11 protein-coding genes and 1 pseudogene are annotated in these 16,820 nt (G+C 75.0%); 6 read left to right on the top strand and 6 right to left on the bottom strand.

Going from position 1 to position 16,820, the window contains the following annotated elements; translation table 11 throughout:
• The first annotated feature begins 78 nt into the window (after nt 1–78).
• Both LG632_RS10600 and LG632_RS10595 read left to right on the top strand, forming a co-directional pair.
• A complete protein-coding gene (locus LG632_RS10600) occupies nt 79–621 on the top strand; it encodes a DUF937 domain-containing protein (RefSeq protein ID WP_226726662.1) in 543 nt (180 codons plus the stop codon).
• Nucleotides 622–636: 15 nt separating this feature from the next.
• Nucleotides 637–1,182, top strand: a pseudogene (locus LG632_RS10595) (GNAT family N-acetyltransferase); the annotation flags it as partial.
• Here LG632_RS10595 and LG632_RS10590 read toward each other — a convergent pair.
• On the bottom strand, nt 1,133–2,059 hold the full coding sequence (locus LG632_RS10590; RefSeq protein ID WP_226726661.1) for an EamA family transporter: 927 nt from the start codon (nt 2,057–2,059) through the stop codon (nt 1,133–1,135). The pseudogene LG632_RS10595 and the gene LG632_RS10590 overlap by 50 nt on opposite strands.
• An 82-nt stretch (nt 2,060–2,141) precedes the next feature.
• On the opposite strand from LG632_RS10590, the gene LG632_RS10585 reads away from it, so the two are divergent.
• Together LG632_RS10585 and LG632_RS10580 are read left to right on the top strand one after the other, a co-directional pair.
• Nucleotides 2,142–3,092, top strand: a complete 951-nt coding sequence (locus LG632_RS10585; RefSeq protein ID WP_226726660.1) for a LysR family transcriptional regulator — start codon at nt 2,142–2,144, stop codon at nt 3,090–3,092.
• A 9-nt stretch (nt 3,093–3,101) separates the two neighbouring features.
• Entirely contained in the window at nt 3,102–4,886 is a 1,785-nt protein-coding gene (locus LG632_RS10580; RefSeq protein WP_226726659.1) for a glycoside hydrolase family 3 protein, read from the top strand.
• Nucleotides 4,887–4,955: 69 nt separating this feature from the next.
• Here the strand turns inward: LG632_RS10580 and LG632_RS10575 are convergent, their stop codons facing one another.
• Nucleotides 4,956–6,383 (bottom strand): serine protease, encoded by a 1,428-nt coding sequence (locus LG632_RS10575; protein ID WP_226726658.1) that lies wholly within the window; start codon nt 6,381–6,383, stop codon nt 4,956–4,958.
• Nucleotides 6,384–6,467: 84 nt separating this feature from the next.
• A complete protein-coding gene (locus tag LG632_RS10570) occupies nt 6,468–6,842 on the bottom strand; it encodes a hypothetical protein (RefSeq protein ID WP_226726657.1) in 375 nt (124 codons plus the stop codon).
• Nucleotides 6,843–7,053: 211 nt separating this feature from the next.
• Here LG632_RS10570 and LG632_RS10565 point away from each other — a divergent pair, with 211 nt between their 5' ends.
• Nucleotides 7,054–9,285, top strand: a complete 2,232-nt coding sequence (locus LG632_RS10565) for a serine/threonine-protein kinase (protein WP_226726656.1) — start codon at nt 7,054–7,056, stop codon at nt 9,283–9,285.
• Between the two features lie 104 nt (nt 9,286–9,389).
• Here the strand turns inward: LG632_RS10565 and LG632_RS10560 are convergent, their stop codons facing one another.
• From LG632_RS10560 to speB, 3 genes are all read right to left on the bottom strand, one after another.
• Nucleotides 9,390–13,265 carry an ABC transporter ATP-binding protein gene (locus LG632_RS10560; RefSeq protein WP_264201639.1) on the bottom strand — a complete coding sequence of 1,292 codons (3,876 nt, stop codon included), beginning with the start codon at nt 13,263–13,265 and terminating at the stop codon, nt 9,390–9,392.
• Nucleotides 13,266–13,336: 71 nt separating this feature from the next.
• Nucleotides 13,337–15,019: a thiamine pyrophosphate-binding protein gene (locus LG632_RS10555; RefSeq protein ID WP_226726655.1), complete on the bottom strand. Its 1,683-nt coding sequence runs from the start codon at nt 15,017–15,019 to the stop codon at nt 13,337–13,339.
• Nucleotides 15,020–15,143: 124 nt separating this feature from the next.
• Entirely contained in the window at nt 15,144–16,112 is a 969-nt protein-coding gene (speB, locus tag LG632_RS10550) for an agmatinase (RefSeq protein WP_125639673.1), read from the bottom strand.
• Between the two features lie 116 nt (nt 16,113–16,228).
• Here speB and LG632_RS10545 point away from each other — a divergent pair.
• A partial coding sequence (locus LG632_RS10545; RefSeq protein ID WP_226726654.1) for a PucR family transcriptional regulator ligand-binding domain-containing protein occupies nt 16,229–16,820 on the top strand: 592 nt, incomplete at its 3' end.

Here is a 16,820-nt window from a genome sequence, read left to right as displayed (position 1 = left end):
TTATTTTTCCGTTACCGAACGGCCCGGAGCAGGCGCGTCGTCACCCCGTCAAATCACCACGGACGTAGCGTTTCCGGCATGAGTGAATCTTCCTTCGAGGACGACGTCCTCCACGAGCTCGGCGACGACAGGCTCCAGGAGATCGCCGGGCTGCTCGACACCGACGCGAGCGGCGCCCGCGAGACCGTCGGCACCACCGTCGGCGCCCTCGCCGGCGGACTGCAGGAGCGGGCCGACGGGGACGGGGCCGACGAGGTCCGCCAGGCCTTCGCCGAGGTCGCCGAGCCGCAGTCGGCGCCGCTCCAGGGCGTCGCCTCGCTCGGCGGCGGCCTCGGCGGGCTGCTCGGCGGCGGGATGATGGCCGGGGTGCTCGCCAAGGTGTCCAAGCCCGTGGCGAACGCCGTCGCGAAGAAGACCGGCTTCCCTCCGGCCACCGTCAACCGGGTCGTCGAGATGCTGATCCCGGTCGTCCTGACCGTCCTCGCCAGGCGCGCGGGCGCCAAGGCGGGCGGCCCGCGCGCCGGCGCCGCCCCGGGCGCCGCACCCGGCACCCCTCCCGCCCCCGCCTCCGGCCTCGATCTCGGGGAGCTCCTGGGCCAGGTCCTCGGCGGCAGGAAGTGAGCGTTCGGCGGGCCGGGGCCGCCCGGCCCGCCTAGAATCCGGCACATGGCCGGGCTGGAGGACGTACGACTGCGGGACCCGGAGCCGGGCGACCTCGGCTGGATCGTCGAGCGCCACGGCGCTGTGTACGCCGCCGAGTTCGGCTGGAACACCGAGTTCGAGGGCCTGGTGGCCCGCATCGTGGCGGACTTCGCCGAGGACCACGACCCGTACCTGGAACGGGTGTGGATCGCCGAGCTGAACGGCCGCCGGGTCGGTTCGGTGATGTGCGTACGGGACGACGGCGCGCCCGGCACGGCACGGCTGCGGCTGCTGCTCGTCGAGCCCGAGGGCCGCGGCCGCGGGGTCGGCACCCTGCTCGTGGACACCGTGGTCGACTTCGCCCGCTCGGTCGGCTACCGCGAACTGGTGCTGTGGACCAACGACGTGCTGCTGTCGGCGCGCCGCCGCTACGAGCGGGCCGGCTTCGCCCTGGTCGCCGAGAAGCCGCACCGCTCGTTCGGCGCCGACCTCATCGGGCAGGACTGGCGGCTCCCGCTGCAGGAGCACCGGCCGCGCTGACCGCCGTACGGCCGGCGCCGGAGCGGGCCGGCGCCAGGGAGGTCAGCGCCACCCCGCCGACCAGCAGCACGGCCGCCGCCCAGCGCAGACCCGAGACCTGCTCCCCCAGCACCAGCGCCGCCGAGGACATCCCGAACACCGGCACCAGCAGGCTGAACGGCGCCACCGCCGAGGCCGGGTAGCGGCGCAGCAGGTACCCCCAGGCCCCGAACCCGAACACGGTCGAGATCCAGGCGACGTAGCCGATGACGGCCACCCCGGACCAGTCCAGGGAGCGCAGCGCCGCCAGGTCCCGCTCCGGCCCCTCCAGCAGCAGGGAGAGGACGGCGAGGGGCAGCACCGGCACCGTGCACACCCACACCATGAAGTTCAGCGCGTCCGGCGGCGCGGCCTTGCGGGTCAGGACGTTGGACACGCCCCAGCACAGGGCGCCCGCGACCACCAGGACGAAGCCCAGCACCGGCCCGGAGGCGCCCTGGTCCACGGCGGCCACGGCGATCCCCGCCAGCGCCACGGCCATGCCCGCGACCCGCACCCGGCCTGGCCGCTCGCGCAGCGCCACGGCGGCGAACAGGGCCGTGAAGACGGCCTGGACCTGGAGCACCAGGGAGGACAGCCCGGCCGGCATGCCCGCGGCCATGCCGGTGAACAGCAGCCCGAACTTCGCGACGCCGAGGGCCAGTCCGACGCCCACGATCCACTTCCAGGCGACCTTGGGCCGCCCGACGAAGAACACCGCGGGCAGCGCGGCGGCGAGGAAGCGCAGGGCGGACAGCAGCAGGGGCGGGAAGTGGCCGAGTCCGATCTCGATGACGACGAAGTTGAAGCCCCAGACGGCGGCGACGAGGACGGCGAGTGCGGTGTGAACAGGACGCATGGTCCGAGCCTCGGGCCGCCGACCGTTCAGCACCAGCGCGGATCTCTTCCGGGTCGGATGAAGCGTTGCTTACGATTGCCGCATGCTCGACCTGTCCCGGCTGCGCGCCCTGCACGCCGTCGCCGTCCACGGTTCGGTCGCGGGCGCGGCGGCGGCCCTCGGCTACACCCCGTCGGCCGTCTCCCAGCAGATCGCCAAGCTGGAGCGGGAGACCCGCACCACGCTCCTGGAACGCCGCGGACGCGGGGTCGCGCTCACCGAGGACGCCCACCACCTGGTGTCGGCCGCCCGGGAGTTGCTGGCGATCGTGGAGCGGGCCGAGACCACGCTGGAGGAGCGGCGCGGGCAGCCGGGCGGACTGCTGACGGTGGCAGCGTTCGCCTCGGCGGCGCGCGGGCTGCTGCCGGGCGTGCTCGCCGACCTCGCCCGCCGCCACCCGGGGCTGGACGTACGGCTGTCGGAGGTGGATCCGCACCTGTCGGTGGACCTGGTGGTCAAAGGGGTCACCGACCTGGCGGTCGCGCACGACTGGGACGTCGCCCCGCTGCCCGCCCCCGAGGGGCTGGAGCAGGTCTTCCTCGGCTCGGAGCGGTGCGATCTGATCGTCCCGGCGGACGATCCGTTCGCCGGCCGGGCGCTGGTGCGCCACGACGAGCTGGGCGGCCGGCGCTGGGTCTGCCAGCCGCCGGGCCGGGTCTGCCACGACTGGCTGATGCGCACCCTGCGCGCGGCCGGCCTCGAACCGGACGTGGTGCACGTGGCGGAGGAGAACCACACCCTGGTCGCGCTGGTCGCGGCCGGACTCGGCATCGCCGTGGTGCCGACCCTGGGCACCGGCCCGCTCCCGCCGGGCGCGGTGGCCGTCCCGCTCGAACCGGCGCCGGTCCGGCGGCTGTACGCCCTCTGGCGGGCCGGGGCGGCACGCCGGCCCGCGATCCAGGAGGCCGTGCGGACGCTGCAGGAGCACTGGGCCCGGGCCCGTACGGGGGACGCGGCGAGTGTCCGCGAGCCGGGGGCGGCGGCCCCGCAGTAGCGTGCCCGGGTGCCGTACCACACGTCCCGCCGCATCCTGCTCGCCGCAGCCGCCGCGGCGGCCGTCTCGGCCGCCGGCGCCTCCGCCGCCTCCTTCGTCCCGGGCGGCGCGCCCGAGGCCCCCGACCTCGCCGACCTGTCCTGGGCGCAGCGGCTGGTGGCCCGGATGAGCCTGGCCGAGAAGGTCGGGCAGCTGTTCGTCAGCCGTGCCTACGGCCATTCGGCGACCGATCCGGACCCCGCCGACGCCGAGGCGAACCAGGCCCGGTTCGGGGTGCGCACCGCCGCCGAACTGGTGGCGCGCTACCACCTCGGCGGGATCATCTACTTCGCCTGGGCGCACAACACCCGCTCCCCGCAGCAGATTGCGGCGCTGTCCAACGGGCTCCAGCGGGCGGCCGTCAGCAGCGGCGCCCGGATCCCGCTGCTGCTGTCGACCGACCAGGAGCACGGCATCATCGCCCGGATCGGCGCGCCGGCCACCCTGCTGCCCGGGGCCATGGCGCTGGGCGCCGGCGGGTCGACCGCGGCGGCGCGGCGGGCCGCGCGGATCGCGGGGACGGAACTGGCCGCGATGGGCATCCGGCAGGACTACGCCCCGGTGGCCGACGTCAACGTCAACCCGGCCAACCCGGTGATCGGGGTACGGTCGTTCGGCGCGGACCCGGAGCGGGTGGCGGCGCTGGTGGCCGCCCAGGTGGCCGGGTACCAGGGGGCCGGGATCGCCGCCACGGCCAAGCACTTCCCCGGGCACGGGGACACCGAGACCGACAGCCACGTGGGCCTGCCGGTGCTGGGGCACTCCCGGGCCGAGTGGGAGGAGCTGGACGAGCCGCCGTTCGCGGCGGCGGTGGCGGCCGGGGTGGACGCGGTCATGACCGCGCACATGGTCGTACCGGCCCTCGATCCGTCGGGGGACCCCGCGACCCTCTCGCGGCCGATCATCACCGGGGTGCTGCGCGAACGCCTGGGCTTCCGCGGGGTGGTGACCACCGACGCCCTGGACATGGCCGGGGTGCGCCAGAAGTACGGGGACGACCGGGTACCGGTGCTGGCCCTGCTCGCCGGCTGCGACCAGCTGCTCAACCCGCCGGACCTGCCGCTGGCGCACCGCAGCGTGCTGGCGGCCGTCCGCTCGGGCGAGCTGGACGAGGCCCGGATCGAGGAATCGGTCCTGCGGATCCTGGAACTGAAGGCCCGCCGCGCCCTGTTCACCGATCCGTGGACCTCGCCGGGACGGGTGGCGGCGGCGGTCGGCACACCGGCGCACCACAAGGCGGCGGACGAGATCGCGGCGGGGACCACCACCGTGCTGGCCAATCCCGAGGGGCTGCTCCCGCTGGACCCGGCGGGCCGTCCCCGGTTGCTGGTCACCGGCGCCGACCCGGTCTCGCCGAGCGGCACCACGGGACCGCCGACGGCGGTCCTGGCCCGGGAGCTGACCGCCCTCGGCTGTCCGGCCACGGCCGTGCCGCCCGCGCGGGCGGTGGCGGCGGCCCCGGGGCACGAGGCGGTGCTGGTGTGCACGTACAACGTGCCGGAGGGCGACAGTCCGCAGCGCACGCTGGTGGCGGACCTGGTGGCGACCGGGGTCCCGGTGGTGGCGGTGGCCGTGCGCAACCCGTACGACCCGGCCCGGCTGCCCACGTGCGCGGCGGAGCTGGCGACGTACGCGTGGACGGACGTGGAGATGCGGGCCGCCGCCCGGGTGGTCACCGGCGCGGTGCGCCCGGCCGGGCACCTTCCGGTGCCCGTGCCGGGGCGCTACCCGCTGGGCCACGGGCTCACGTACTGACGCCGTACGGCGTACGTCCCGGGCCCGGCGGGCGGTGGTGCGGTGGTGCGGTGGTGCTGGGCTACGGCCTCACGGGCGCAGCTGCGCAGTGCGCTCCTCGGGCTGGTCGAGGTAGGCGTCCGGCGCGGCGAGCGGAGCGGGGGCGGCGCCGCGGGCGCCGGCGGCCGGGCCGACGCCCGCCCACTCCTGGATCTTGGCGGTGGCCAGGGCCTTCTCGCCGTCGAGCAGCTTGGCGACGTTGGCCCCGTGGTTGGCCCCGGGCGCGATCATCACGTAGCTGTCGCGCGCGGTGTAGCCGAGGTGGAACGGCTCGGCACCCCACGGGTCGTTCTGCCCGTACACGAAGAGCATCTGGTGGGCGTTGTCACGGACCCAGCGGTCCACGTCCGCCATGACCCCCGGCTGGAAGGTCATCGGGATCTCGCGCGGCACGAAGTTGCGCGGCGGCTGGTACCCGTAGCGGCTGAGGTTGCCCAGGTGGGGCTGCTTGATGTCGGGCGAACCGAGCTGGGTGCCGGCCTGGTAGTAGTACGGCGTGTAGGTCTGCAGGCCCTGGTCGGTGTAGGCCGAGAAGCCGGAGATGGCGTCCACCGAGTCCCAGATCTGCTGGTCGGTGGCGGTGGCCGCGTCCGGGATCGTGCCGCAGTCGGCGAGCAGGCTGTACTGCCAGAAGGCCCAGACGTAGTCCAGGACCACGGCCTCGTAGGCCTTGTCCAGGCTGCCGACGGTGGTGAAGGTGTAGCCGTTGTCCGCCGCGTACGCCGCGTACTTGGCCTCCAGCGGCTCCCGGCGGACCAGGGCCTCGCGCTGGACGGCGTTCAGCTTGTCGCGGCACTCCTTGGTGCCGACCTTCTTGAAGAACCGGTCGTAGGCGGAGTCCTCGGTGTCCTTGACGTCGTTGGGCGCGACGTACGCGACCACGCCGTCCATGTCACCGGGGTAGAAGCGCTCGTAGTAGGTGGCGGTCATGCCGCCCTTGCTTCCGCCGGTGGCCAGCCAGTTCTTCGGGTAGATCGCCTTCAGCGCGGAGAAGACGCGGTGCTGGTCGCTGGCGGCCTGCCAGATGTCCAGGTTCGCCCAGTCGGCCGGATCGGGCCGGGACGGGGTGAAGAACCGGTACTCCAGCGACACCTGGTTGCCGTCGACGATGGTCGTCGGCTCGCTGCGGCGCGGGTTGGGGTTGACGTTGTAGCCGGAGGTGAAGAACACCGTGGGCCGGGACGTGTCCTTGTGCAGCAGCGTCAGGCGCTGCTTGAAGGTGCCCTTCCACGGCTGCCGGTGGTCGACCGGCTGCTCGTAGTTCAGTACGAAGAACCGGTAGCCGGGGTACGGCTTCTCCTCGATCAGGCTCATCCCCGGAACGGCCAGGATCTGGTCCTTGATGTCCGGGCCGGTCCCGGCACCGGCGGCGGTGGCCGCCTGGGCCGTGACGCCGGCCGCGCCCACGGTGCCTATGAGCACCACGAGCGACAGCAGCCATCTGAGCGCCTTGCGCATTCACCCTCCCCTTGAGTTCACTGCGGTCGCGGTGAACCTAGCGGGGTCGACTGCGCGGTGAACAGACCTCGTCGGGCCGCAGTCTCAGCACAGGATCCAGCCGGAGGCGACCGCTTCGCGGCCGACCTCGCCGCGTGCGTAGACGCAGCGGTTGACGGTGTGCACGGTGACCGGCCCGGCGTAGTGGCCGAAACGCCCCGCGTCACGCACCGGGACGCCGCCGCGCGGCTGGATGCTCACGGCCAGGTGGCCCCGGGGCCCGGGCCGGTGCGTCACCGTGACGGCGCAGGCCTGGGTGCGGGTGCGGTAGACGCGCATCTCGCCCTCGGGAAGGGTCACGGTGTGCGCCAGCTCGCCCCGGCAGCCGCGGGGGGCCACCTGGGCGCTCGCCTCGGCGCCCGGCGCGGCGAACCCGGCTCCGGCGAGACCGGCACCGGCCGCGAACACCCCCAGGGCCACGACCGAACGGGCCGTCCTCCCCCTTGGCTGGAACACGATTCCCCCCGATAGGTCGTACGTACCACGTGCGTACGTCCGTACGACGTACGAGCCGGGCCGATGGTTGCGCTGTGCAAGCAGAATCGGCGCCGGGCCCGTACGGGGCCGGGACGGCGCGGCTAACCTGATCCGGACCGTACGAGCAGGCCGGGCATTGGCGGGGGTTGGGGACGTGACGCTGCGGGACGGTGATCCGCGCACCATCGGCGGCTACCGGCTGGAGGACAGGCTCGGCGCGGGCGGCATGGGCGTGGTCTACCGCGCCCGGTCCCTGTCCGGGCGGCAGGTCGCGGTGAAGGTCGTCCGGCCCGAGCTGGCCGAGGACACCGCCTTCCGGCAGCGTTTCCGCCGCGAGGTCGCGGCCGCCCGGCAGGTCAGCGGGGCGTTCACCGCGCCGGTGGTGGACGCGGACCCCGACGCGGACGCGCCGTGGCTGGCCACGCTGTTCGTGACCGGGCCCTCGCTGGCCGAACGGGTTCACGAGCACGGCCCGTTGCCGGTGGCCGAGGTGTGGCTGCTGGCGGCGGGGCTGGTCGAGGCGCTGCGGGACATCCACCGGGTGGGGCTGGTGCACCGCGACCTCAAGCCCGGCAACGTGCTGCTCGCCGAGGACGGGCCCCGGGTCATCGACTTCGGCATCGCGCGGGCGGTGGCCGGGTCCGGGGCGACCGCGCTGACGGGGACGGGCGTGGTGGTCGGCACCCCGCCGTTCATGGCGCCGGAGCAGTTCCGGCGCGCCGAGGTCGGGCCGGCCGCGGACGTCTTCGCCCTGGGCTCGGTCCTCGTCCACGCGGCCACCGGGCACGGCCCGTTCGACGGCGACCACGCCCACGCCGTGGGGTTCCAGGTGGTCTACGAGGAGCCGGACCTGACGGGTCTCGCCTCGGAGCTGCGCCCGCTGGTCGTACCCTGCCTGGCCAAGGACCCGGCGGACCGCCCGACGGTCCCCGACCTGATGACCGTCCTGGCGGCGGGCCCGCCCGCGGCGGCCGCCTCCCCCGCCTCCCCCTCCTCCCCCGCCTCCACCGCTCCCGATCCGGCCCCGGCCCCGGCATCGGCATCGGCATCGGCATCGGACGCAACGCCCGCGTCGGACCCGGCGGTCGACGTGCCCGGGGCGCCCGGAGCGCCCGGAGGCGTCTTCGGGCCGCCACCCACGGTCACCGCGGCCCCCTCGCCGCTACCGGACGGGACGACCGCGCCGCCCCCCGGCTCCGGCGGACCGGCCCCGGCGCGGGACGCGGGGGCGGCGGCGCGGCGCACGTCGCGGATCAGGCTTGCCGTGGCGGTCGCGGTCGTGGTGGCGCTCGGCGCCGGCGGGTTCGCGGCCTGGCAGGGGCTGCGCGACGACGACAAGGGGAGGCGCGGCTCCGCCGCGGGCTCCCAGGGGTCGGGCTCCGGCGCGATCGCCCCGGCCTGCGGACCCGACGGGGCCCTCAACTCCGCCGGGGCCAGCGCCCTCAAGCCGGCCATGGACTATTGGAGCGCGGACTACCAGGCGGCCTGCCCCGGCACCCGGCCGACCTACGCGCCCACCGGTTCCGGCGCCGGGATCCAGCAGTTCAAGGAGGGCTCCGCCGACTTCGCCGTGGTCGACCGGACCCTGACGCAGCCCCAGGCCGGGGCGGTCGCCGCCCGCTGCCCGGGCGGGAAACCGGTCCACCTGCCGCTCGGCGTGATGCCGGTGGCCGTCGTCGTCAACCTGCCGGGCGTGGACTCCCTCACCCTGGACGCGCCCACGCTCGCCCGGGTCTTCCGGGGCCACGTCACCCGCTGGAACCACCCGGAGATCACCGCCACCAACCCGGGCCGGCTGCTGCCCGACACGGCGATCCAGGTGGTGACCCCGACCGACGAGTCCGCCACGACGCTGGCCTTCACCCAGTACCTCTCGAAGGTCTCGCCCACCGGCTGGGGCACCCTCCCGCAGTCCTCGCTGGCGGCCGTCGGCGGGGGGCCGGCCGTGACGAGCGCGCTCGTGGCCCAGGCGGTCAAGCAGACCGCCGGGGCCGTCTCGTTCACGCGGCTCGGCGGCGAGGCCACGGGCCTGACCACGGTCCGGCTGGCCACCGGCGCACCCGAGCCGGTCGCCGTCGGCACGGAGTCGGCCACCGCCGCCTTGGCCACGGCCCGGATCTCCGGCACCGGGGCGGATCTCGCCGTGGACCCGGACTTCACCACCAAGGCCGCCGGGGCCTATCCGATCGTCCAGCTCGGGTACGCCGTGCTGTGCGACCGCGGCAACGACGGCGCCGGGCTGGCCCGCTCGCGCCCCTTCCTCGCCTCCGTCGTGGCGGGCGACGCGGGCGGTGCGGGCACCAAAGCGGCCGACCAGGTCGGCTACGGCGCGCTGCCGCCCGCCCTCGCCCGGAAGGTCCGCGAGGCGCTCGCCGCCCTCGGCTGAGCCCGGCGGCGGACCCGGCGCCGGCACCCGGCCGCCGCGCCCCGCGCCGGAGCCGGCCGACCCTCAGGCCACCGGACCCGGGGCCGCCGGACCCCGGCGGTCCCTCAGGCCGCCGCCCGCTCGTCCTCGCCGACGAACGTCCGCCACAGCTCGGCGTACCGCCCGCCCCGGGCCAGCAGTTCGGCGTGGCTGCCGTCCTCCACCACCCGGCCGCGGTCCATGACCACGACCCGGTCGGCCCGCGCCGCGGTGGTCAGCCGGTGCGCCACCACGAGGGTGGTACGGCGGCCCGCCAACCGGTCGGTGGCCTGGTTGACCTGCGCCTCGGTGGCCAGGTCCAGCGCAGCGGTGGCCTCGTCGAGCAGCAGCACGTCGGGGTCGACCAGTTCGGCCCGGGCCAGGGCGATGAGCTGGCGCTGCCCGGCGGAGAGGTTGCGGCCCCGCTCGGCCACGGTGTGCAGGTAGCCGCCGTCCAGGGTCGCGATCATGTCGTGCGCCCCGACCGCCCGCGCGGCCGCCTCGACCTCGGCGTCGCTCGCGTCGGGCCGCCCGTAGGCGATGGCGTCGCGCACGGTCCCCGGGAAGAGGTACGACTCCTGGGGGACCACGCCCAGCCGGTGGCGGTAGCCCGCCAGGTCCAGCTCCCGCAGGTCCACGCCGTCGGCGGTGACCCGGCCGGCGGTGGGGTCGTAGAACCGGGCGACCAGCTTGACCAGGGTGGACTTGCCCGCTCCGGTCTCGCCGACGAAGGCGACGGTCTGGCCGGCGGGTATCCGCAGGTCGACACCGGAGAGCGCGTCGCCCTTCTCGCCGCGCTCCTCGGCGGTGCCGTAGGCGAACCGGACGCCCTCGAAGGCGATCTCGCCGCGCAGCTTCCCGACGGCCTTGGGCCGCTCGGGCAGCGGGGTGGTGGTCGGCTCGCGCAGCAGGTCCTGGATCCGGCCGAGCGAGACCGTGGCCTGCTGGTAGCCGTCGAAGACCTGGGAGAGCTGCTGGACCGGGGCGAAGAACAGGTCGATGTACAGCAGGTAGGCCACCAGCGCGCCGGTGGTGAGCGTCCCGGCCTCGACCCGGCCGGCGCCGACGACCAGCACGGCCGCCGCGGCGCCCGAGGACAGCAGCTGCACGAACGGGAAGTAGACGGATATCAGCCACTGCCCGCGCACCCGGGCCTGCCGGTAGGAGTCGCTGCGCTCGGCGAACCGGGCGGCGCCGGAGCGCTCGCGGCGGAAGGCCTGGACGATGCGCAGTCCGGAGACGGACTCCTGGAGGTCGGCGTTGACCAGGCTGACCCGGTCGCGGGCGAGCTCGTACGCCTTGACGGACTTGCGGCGGAACACGATCGTGCCGACGACCAGCAGGGGCAGGGTCGCGAAGACGATCAGGGCGAGCTCCACGTCGAGCACCAGCAGCGCGACGAGGATCCCGAGGAAGGTGAAGACGGAGACGACGGCGGTGACGAGCCCGGTCTGGAGGAAGGTGGACAGGGCGTCCACGTCCGTGGTCATCCGGGTCATGATCTTGCCGGTGAGCTCGCGCTCGTAGTAGTCCAGCCCGAGCCGCTGGAGCTGGGCGAAGATCTTCACGCGCAGCGCGTAGAGCACCCGCTCGCCGGTCCGCCCGGTCATCCGGGTCTCGGCGACCTGGGCCGCCCACTGGGCGGCGACCACGGCCAGGGCCAGCCCCGCGGCCACCCATACGGCGCCCAGCGCGGCCTGCTGCACGCCCTGGTCGATGCCGTGCCGGATCAGCACCGGCAGCAGCAGGGACGCGCCCGCGTCGGCCGCGACCAGGCCCAGGCTGACCGCGAGCGGGGCCCAGAAGCCCCGCAGCAGCCGGCGCAGGCCGTAGCTGTCCTCGGCGGCGGCCGCCTGGTCCTCGTCCACGTCCGGGGTGTCGGTGGCGGGCGGCAGCGCGGCGACCTGGGCGAGCAGTTCGGGGGTGGCCGGCATGCCGGCGACGGCCCCGGCCATGGAGTGTCCGGCCCCGGGCGCGCCGGAGGCCGCCGCCGGGGCGGCGGAGGCGGCGCCGTCCTGCCGCTCCTGGCGGCGCCACAGCTCGGGGGTGATCCCGTCCACGACCCGGCGCTTGGCGTTGACCGGCTCGGAGTCGATCTCGGCCTCGATCTCCAGGTCCCGGGCCAGGTCCCGCTCCAGCCCGGCGATCACCCGGGCGTCGGACTCCGGCTCCCGCGGCGAGCCGCCGGCCAGCGCGTCGGGGTCGGTCAGCAGCCGCCGGAACAGCGCCGACTTCGCCTCCAGCTCCTCGTAGGTGCCGAGGTCGGCCAGCCGTCCCCGGTCGAGTACGGCGATCCGGTCGGCGAGCGCCAGGGTGGAGCGGCGGTGCGCGATGAGCAAGGTGGTGCGCCCGGCCATGACCGAGCGCAGGGCCTCGTGGATCTCGTGCTCGATGCGCGCGTCCACCGCGGAGGTGGCGTCGTCGAGCAGGAGCAGCCGCGGGTCGGTGAGGATCGCCCGGGCGAGCGCGATCCGCTGGCGCTGGCCGCCGGACAGGGTCAGGCCGTGCTCGCCGACCTTGGTGTCGTAGCCGGCGGGCAGGGCGCTGATGAAGCCGTGGGCCTGGGCGGCGCGGGCGGCGGCCTCGATCTCCGCGTCGGTCGCCCCGGGGTGGCCGTAGGCGATGTTGGCGCGGACGGAGTCGGAGAAGAGGAAGGAGTCCTCGGGCACGAGGCCGATCGCGGCCCGCAGCGAGTCGAAGGTCAGCTCGCGCACGTCGTGGCCGCCGACCCGGACGGTGCCGCGTGTGGCGTCGTAGAAGCGGGGCAGCAGCAGGGACAGGGTGGACTTGCCGCTGCCGGAGGCGCCGACGACGGCGACGGTCTCGCCGGGGGCGACGGTGAGGCTGAAGCCGTCCAGGACGGGCCGCTCGGGGTCGTAGCCGAAGGAGACGTCCTCGAAGGCGACGGTGGCGGGCGCGTCGGCGGGGAGTTCGACGGTGCCGTCCTCGATGGCCGGCTCGGTGTCGATCAGTTCGAGGACCCGCTCGACGCCGGCGCGGGCCTGCTGGCCGACGGTCAGGACCATGGCGAGCATCCGGACCGGGCCGACGAGTTGGGCGAGGTAGGTGGAGAAGGCGACGAAGGTGCCGAGGGTGATGTGGCCGTTGGTGGCCATCCAGCCGCCGAGGGCCAGCATGGCGACCTGGGCGAGGGCGGGGACGGCCTGGAGGGCGGGGGTGTAGCGGGAGTTCAGCCGGATGGTGCGCAGCCGTCCGGCGAACAGCCGCCGCCCGGCCTCGCGCAGCTTGCCGGTCTCCTGGTCCTCCTGCCCGAAGCCCTTGACCACGCGGACGCCCGTCACCGCCCCGTCCACGACGGTGGCGACGGCGGCGGCCTGGCCCTGTGCGTACCAGGTGGCGGGGAAGAGACGGAGGCGGCTGCGCTGGGCGATGAACCACAGGGCGGGCGCCATCAGCAGCGCGACGAGGGTCAGCAGCGGGGAGAGCCAGAGCATGATGCCGAGGGATATCCCGAACAGCAGGAAGTTCCCGATGGTCATCGGCAGCATGAACAGCAGGCCCTGGATGAGCTGCAGGTCGCTGGTGGCCCGGCCGACGACCTGACCGGTGGACAGTTCGTCCTGGCGGCGCCCGTCGAGCCGGGTGAGGGCGGCGTACATCTCGGTGCGCAGGTCGTGCTGCACGTCGAGGGCGAGCCGGCCGCCGTAGTACCGGCGGATGTACGTCAGCACGTACACGAGCACGGCCGCGCCGACGAGCAGGCCCGCCCACGGTCCCATCGGCCGGGTGCCGTCCTCGATGACGTCGTCGATGATCACCTTGGTGACCAGTGGCACCAGGGCCATGACGGCCATCCCGGCGAGGGAGGAGCCGAGCGCCAGCAGCACATTGAGCTTGTAGCGCCACGTGTATCCCGCGAGCCTCCTGGCCCAGCCCTGCGTCCTGTCGGCCGTCTGCGCCGCCGCCACCTGACCTCCCCGGTCCGTCGTCCCGTCCGCCATGCCCCAACGCGCCGACCGGCGGATTTCATCCCGCCGCAACAAGTCTGCGGCGGGTGGGACGGGCGTGCCGGTCAGAGGTGGGTGGGCGCGAACATCCGGAGGGTGGCGTTCAGCACCAGCACCGACGGGCCGGGCGCGGCGAGGGCGGCCTTCAGGTCCGCGGTGAGGGTCTCGGGCGTGGTGGTGGCGGCCGGTACGCCGAACGAGTCGGCCAGGGCCGTGAAGTCGGGGCGGGCCAGCTCGGTGGCGGTGGCCCGGCCGAAGGCCTCGGTGGCGTACTCGCGCAGGATGCCGTAGCCGCCGTCGTCCACGATGAGCCAGGTGACGTCCAGGTCGTGCTGGCGGGCGGTGGCCAGCTCGGCGATCGAGTACATCGCGCCGCCGTCGCCGGAGACGGCCAGCACGGGGGTCCCGGGTTCGGCGACGCAGGCGCCGAGGGCGGCGGGGAAGGCGTAGCCGAGGCCGCCGGCGCCCTGCGCGGAGTGCATCGTGTTGGGGTGGCGGGCGTCGAAGGCCGACCAGGCCCAGTAGGACAGGATCGTCATGTCCCAGAAGGACGGCGAGCGCGGCGGCAGCGCCGCGCGGACCGAGGCCAGCAGGGACTGCTCCAGGGCGAGGTCCTGCGCGTCGATGCGGGCGCGGATCTCGGCGAGGACCTTCGCCACCCGCGCGGGCGCGTCGGGGTCCGGGCGTTCGCCGACGGTCTCCAGCAGGGCCTGCAGGGCGAGCCGGGCGTCGGCGTGGATGCCGAGGGCGGGGTGGTTGGACTCCAGCTTGCCGAGGTCGGCCTCGATCTGGACGACCCGGCCGGCGGGGAAGAACGTGTGGTAGTTCGACGACAGCTCGCCGAGCCCGGAGCCGACGACGAGCAGGACGTCCGCGTCCTCCAGGAAGTCGGTCATGTGGCGGTCCTCCAGCCAGGACTGGAGGGACAGCGGGTGCTGCCAGGGGAAGGCGCCCTTGCCGCCGAAGGTGGTGACCACGGGCGCGTTCAGCCGCTCGGCGAGCTGCTTGAGCTTGCCGGCGGCGTCGGCGCGGACCACGCCGCCGCCGGCGACGATCACCGGGCGGGCGGCTTCCTGGAGCCAGTGGGCGGCGAGCGCGGTGAGCTCCGGGCGCGGGACGAGCTCGGGCGGGGTCGCGTCCACGCCGGTGACCTGCGGGATCACCGTCTCCGCGCGCAGCACGTCCTCGGGGATCTCCACCCAGACCGGGCCGTGCGGGGCGGTCAGCGCCGACTGCCAGGCCGCGGCGACCGCCGAGGGGATCTGCGACGGGGTGCGCGCGACGTGGACCGACTTGACCACCTCCCGGAAGGAGGCCGCCTGGTCGCGCAGCTCGTGCAGGTGGCCGCGCCGGGCCCCGCCCAGGCCCGCGGTCGGCACCTGGGAGGAGATGGCGAGCACGGGCGCGGAGGCGGCGGCCGCCTCCGCCAGGGCGGGCAGCGCGGTCAGCGCGCCCGGTCCCGTGGACAGCAGCAGAGGGGCCGCCTCGCCGGTGACCCGGCCGTACGCGTCGGCCGCGAACCCGGCGTTGTTCTCCACCCGCAGGGGGACCAGGCGCAGGTCGGAGCGGCCGACCGCGTCGAAGAGGGCCAGGGCGTGCTGGCCCGGCAGACCGAAGACGGTGGTCGCGCCGAGCCCGCGCAGCGTCTCCGCGACCAGGTCCCCGCCCGTCCGCCCGGGCGGGGGCGCCAGGGCGGCCCGCGTCTGGGCGTCGGTGGGGCGGAGTACCAGGTCGTGGTCGTGCGTCACGCGCTGCGTGCCTTTCTCGCCGTGTTACGTGCCTCGGCCGTCACCTGCCGCGGGCCGTCACATGCCTCGGGCTGTCACGTGCCGCGGGCCGTCACTTGCCCTGGCCGTCACGTGCCCTCGACCGTCACTTGCCCTTGGCCGCCGCGATCTGACGGCTCATGATCGTGGTCAGCTCGTACGCGGTGTGGGAGGCCGCGACCGAGGTGATCTCGGCGTGATCGTACGCCGGGGCGACCTCGACGACGTCGGCGGAGACCAGGTTGCAGGAGGACAGCCCGCGGATGATCTCCAGCAGCTCGCGGGAGGTCATGCCGCCCGCCTCCGGGGTGCCGGTGCCGGGCGCGTGGGCCGGGTCGAGCACGTCGATGTCGATGGAGATGTAGAGGGGACGGTCGCCGATGCGCTGGCGCAGCTGGTCGGCGATCTCGTCGGCGCCGCGGCGGTAGACGTCGGCGGAGGTCACGATGCCGAAGCCCATCTTGGCGTCGTCGTCGAGGTCCTGCTTGCCGTAGAGCGGGCCGCGGGTGCCGACGTGGGACAGGGCCTCGGTGTCGAGGATGCCCTCCTCGACGGCGCGGCGGAACGGGGTGCCGTGGGTGTACTCGGCGCCGAAGTAGGTGTCCCAGGTGTCCAGGTGGGCGTCGAAGTGCAGCAGCGCGACCGGGCCGTGCTTCTTGGCGACCGAGCGGAGCAGCGGCAGCGCGATGGTGTGGTCGCCACCGAGGGTCATCAGGCGCGAGCCGGCGCCCAGCAGCTCGTCGGCGGCGGCCTCGACGGTCTCGACGGCCTCGTTGATGTTGAAGGGGTTCACCGCGATGTCACCGGCGTCGGCGACCTGCGCGAGGGCGAACGGGGAGGCGTCCTGGGCGGGGTTGTACGGGCGCAGCAGCCGGGAGGCCTCGCGGATGGCGTTGCCGCCGAAGCGCGCGCCGGGGCGGTAGGACACGCCGGAGTCGAAGGGCACGCCGACGACGGCGACGTCGGCGGAGCCGACCTCGTCCAGGCGGGGCAGCCGGGCGAAGGTGGCGGGGCCGGCGTACCGCGGGATGCGGGAGGAGTCGACGGGGCCGCGCGGCGTCTGCTCGGTGCTCATGGGGGTGCCCTTCTGGAGGTCCTGCGGTGTGCGGTCCTTCGAGCGTAAGGGCGTGCCCGGGGGGCGCGAAGTGTACGTTTTATCCATCACGGCGTGTCGGTCTGTACGGAGTATCCATGGAAGCCTCGCCCCCGGGAGCCACCGGAGCCGGAGCGGTCGCCGGAGCAGCCACGGCAGCCGGAGCGGCCACCGCAGCCGGACCGGGCGTCGGCGCCGCCCCCGGACCGGGTCCCGCGGCGCCGCCCGTCCCCCCGGTCCCCCTGTCCGCGCTGCTCGCCGACCGGGACCTGGGGCTGCGCCACCTCGCCGGGCCCGCCGAGGCCGCCGTGCACGGCGTGCACGCCTCCGAGATGGCCGACCCGTCGCCGTACCTGCTCGGCGGCGAACTGCTGCTCACCGCGGGGACTGGGCCCGGCGGCACGTACGAGGCCCACGACGCCTACGTCGCCCAGCTGGTCGCGGCCGGCGCGGCGGGGCTCGGCTTCGGTGTGGCCCCGGTGCACGAGGAGGTCCCGCCCGCGCTGGCCGAGGCCTGCGCCCGGCACGGGCTGCCGCTGCTGGAGGTCCCGCCGCGGACGCCGTTCACGGCGGTCGCCCGGGCCGTGTGGCGGCTGATGGCGGAGGCCCGGACCCGTGAGCTGCGCCGGGTCACCGAGGCCCAGCAGGCGCTGGCGGCCGCCGCCGCCCGGCCGGACCCGGTCCCGGCGG

Origin of the sequence: Streptomyces antimicrobicus (genome assembly GCF_020532625.1) — a bacterium.
In the GTDB taxonomy this organism is placed as follows: domain Bacteria; phylum Actinomycetota; class Actinomycetes; order Streptomycetales; family Streptomycetaceae; genus Streptomyces; species Streptomyces antimicrobicus.
Note: the sequence above shows the minus strand (reverse complement) of the source record. Positions and strands in the feature narration are given on the sequence as shown.

Coding starts and splice junctions, on each gene's coding strand:
- LG632_RS10600 (WP_226726662.1), top strand. CDS start 79: ATGAGTGAATCTTCCTTCGAGGACGACGTCCTCCACGAGCTCGGCGAC.
- LG632_RS10590 (WP_226726661.1), bottom strand. CDS start 2,059: ATGCGTCCTGTTCACACCGCACTCGCCGTCCTCGTCGCCGCCGTCTGG.
- LG632_RS10585 (WP_226726660.1), top strand. CDS start 2,142: ATGCTCGACCTGTCCCGGCTGCGCGCCCTGCACGCCGTCGCCGTCCAC.
- LG632_RS10575 (WP_226726658.1), bottom strand. CDS start 6,383: ATGCGCAAGGCGCTCAGATGGCTGCTGTCGCTCGTGGTGCTCATAGGC.
- LG632_RS10560 (WP_264201639.1), bottom strand. CDS start 13,265: ATGGCGGACGGGACGACGGACCGGGGAGGTCAGGTGGCGGCGGCGCAG.
- speB (WP_125639673.1), bottom strand. CDS start 16,112: ATGAGCACCGAGCAGACGCCGCGCGGCCCCGTCGACTCCTCCCGCATC.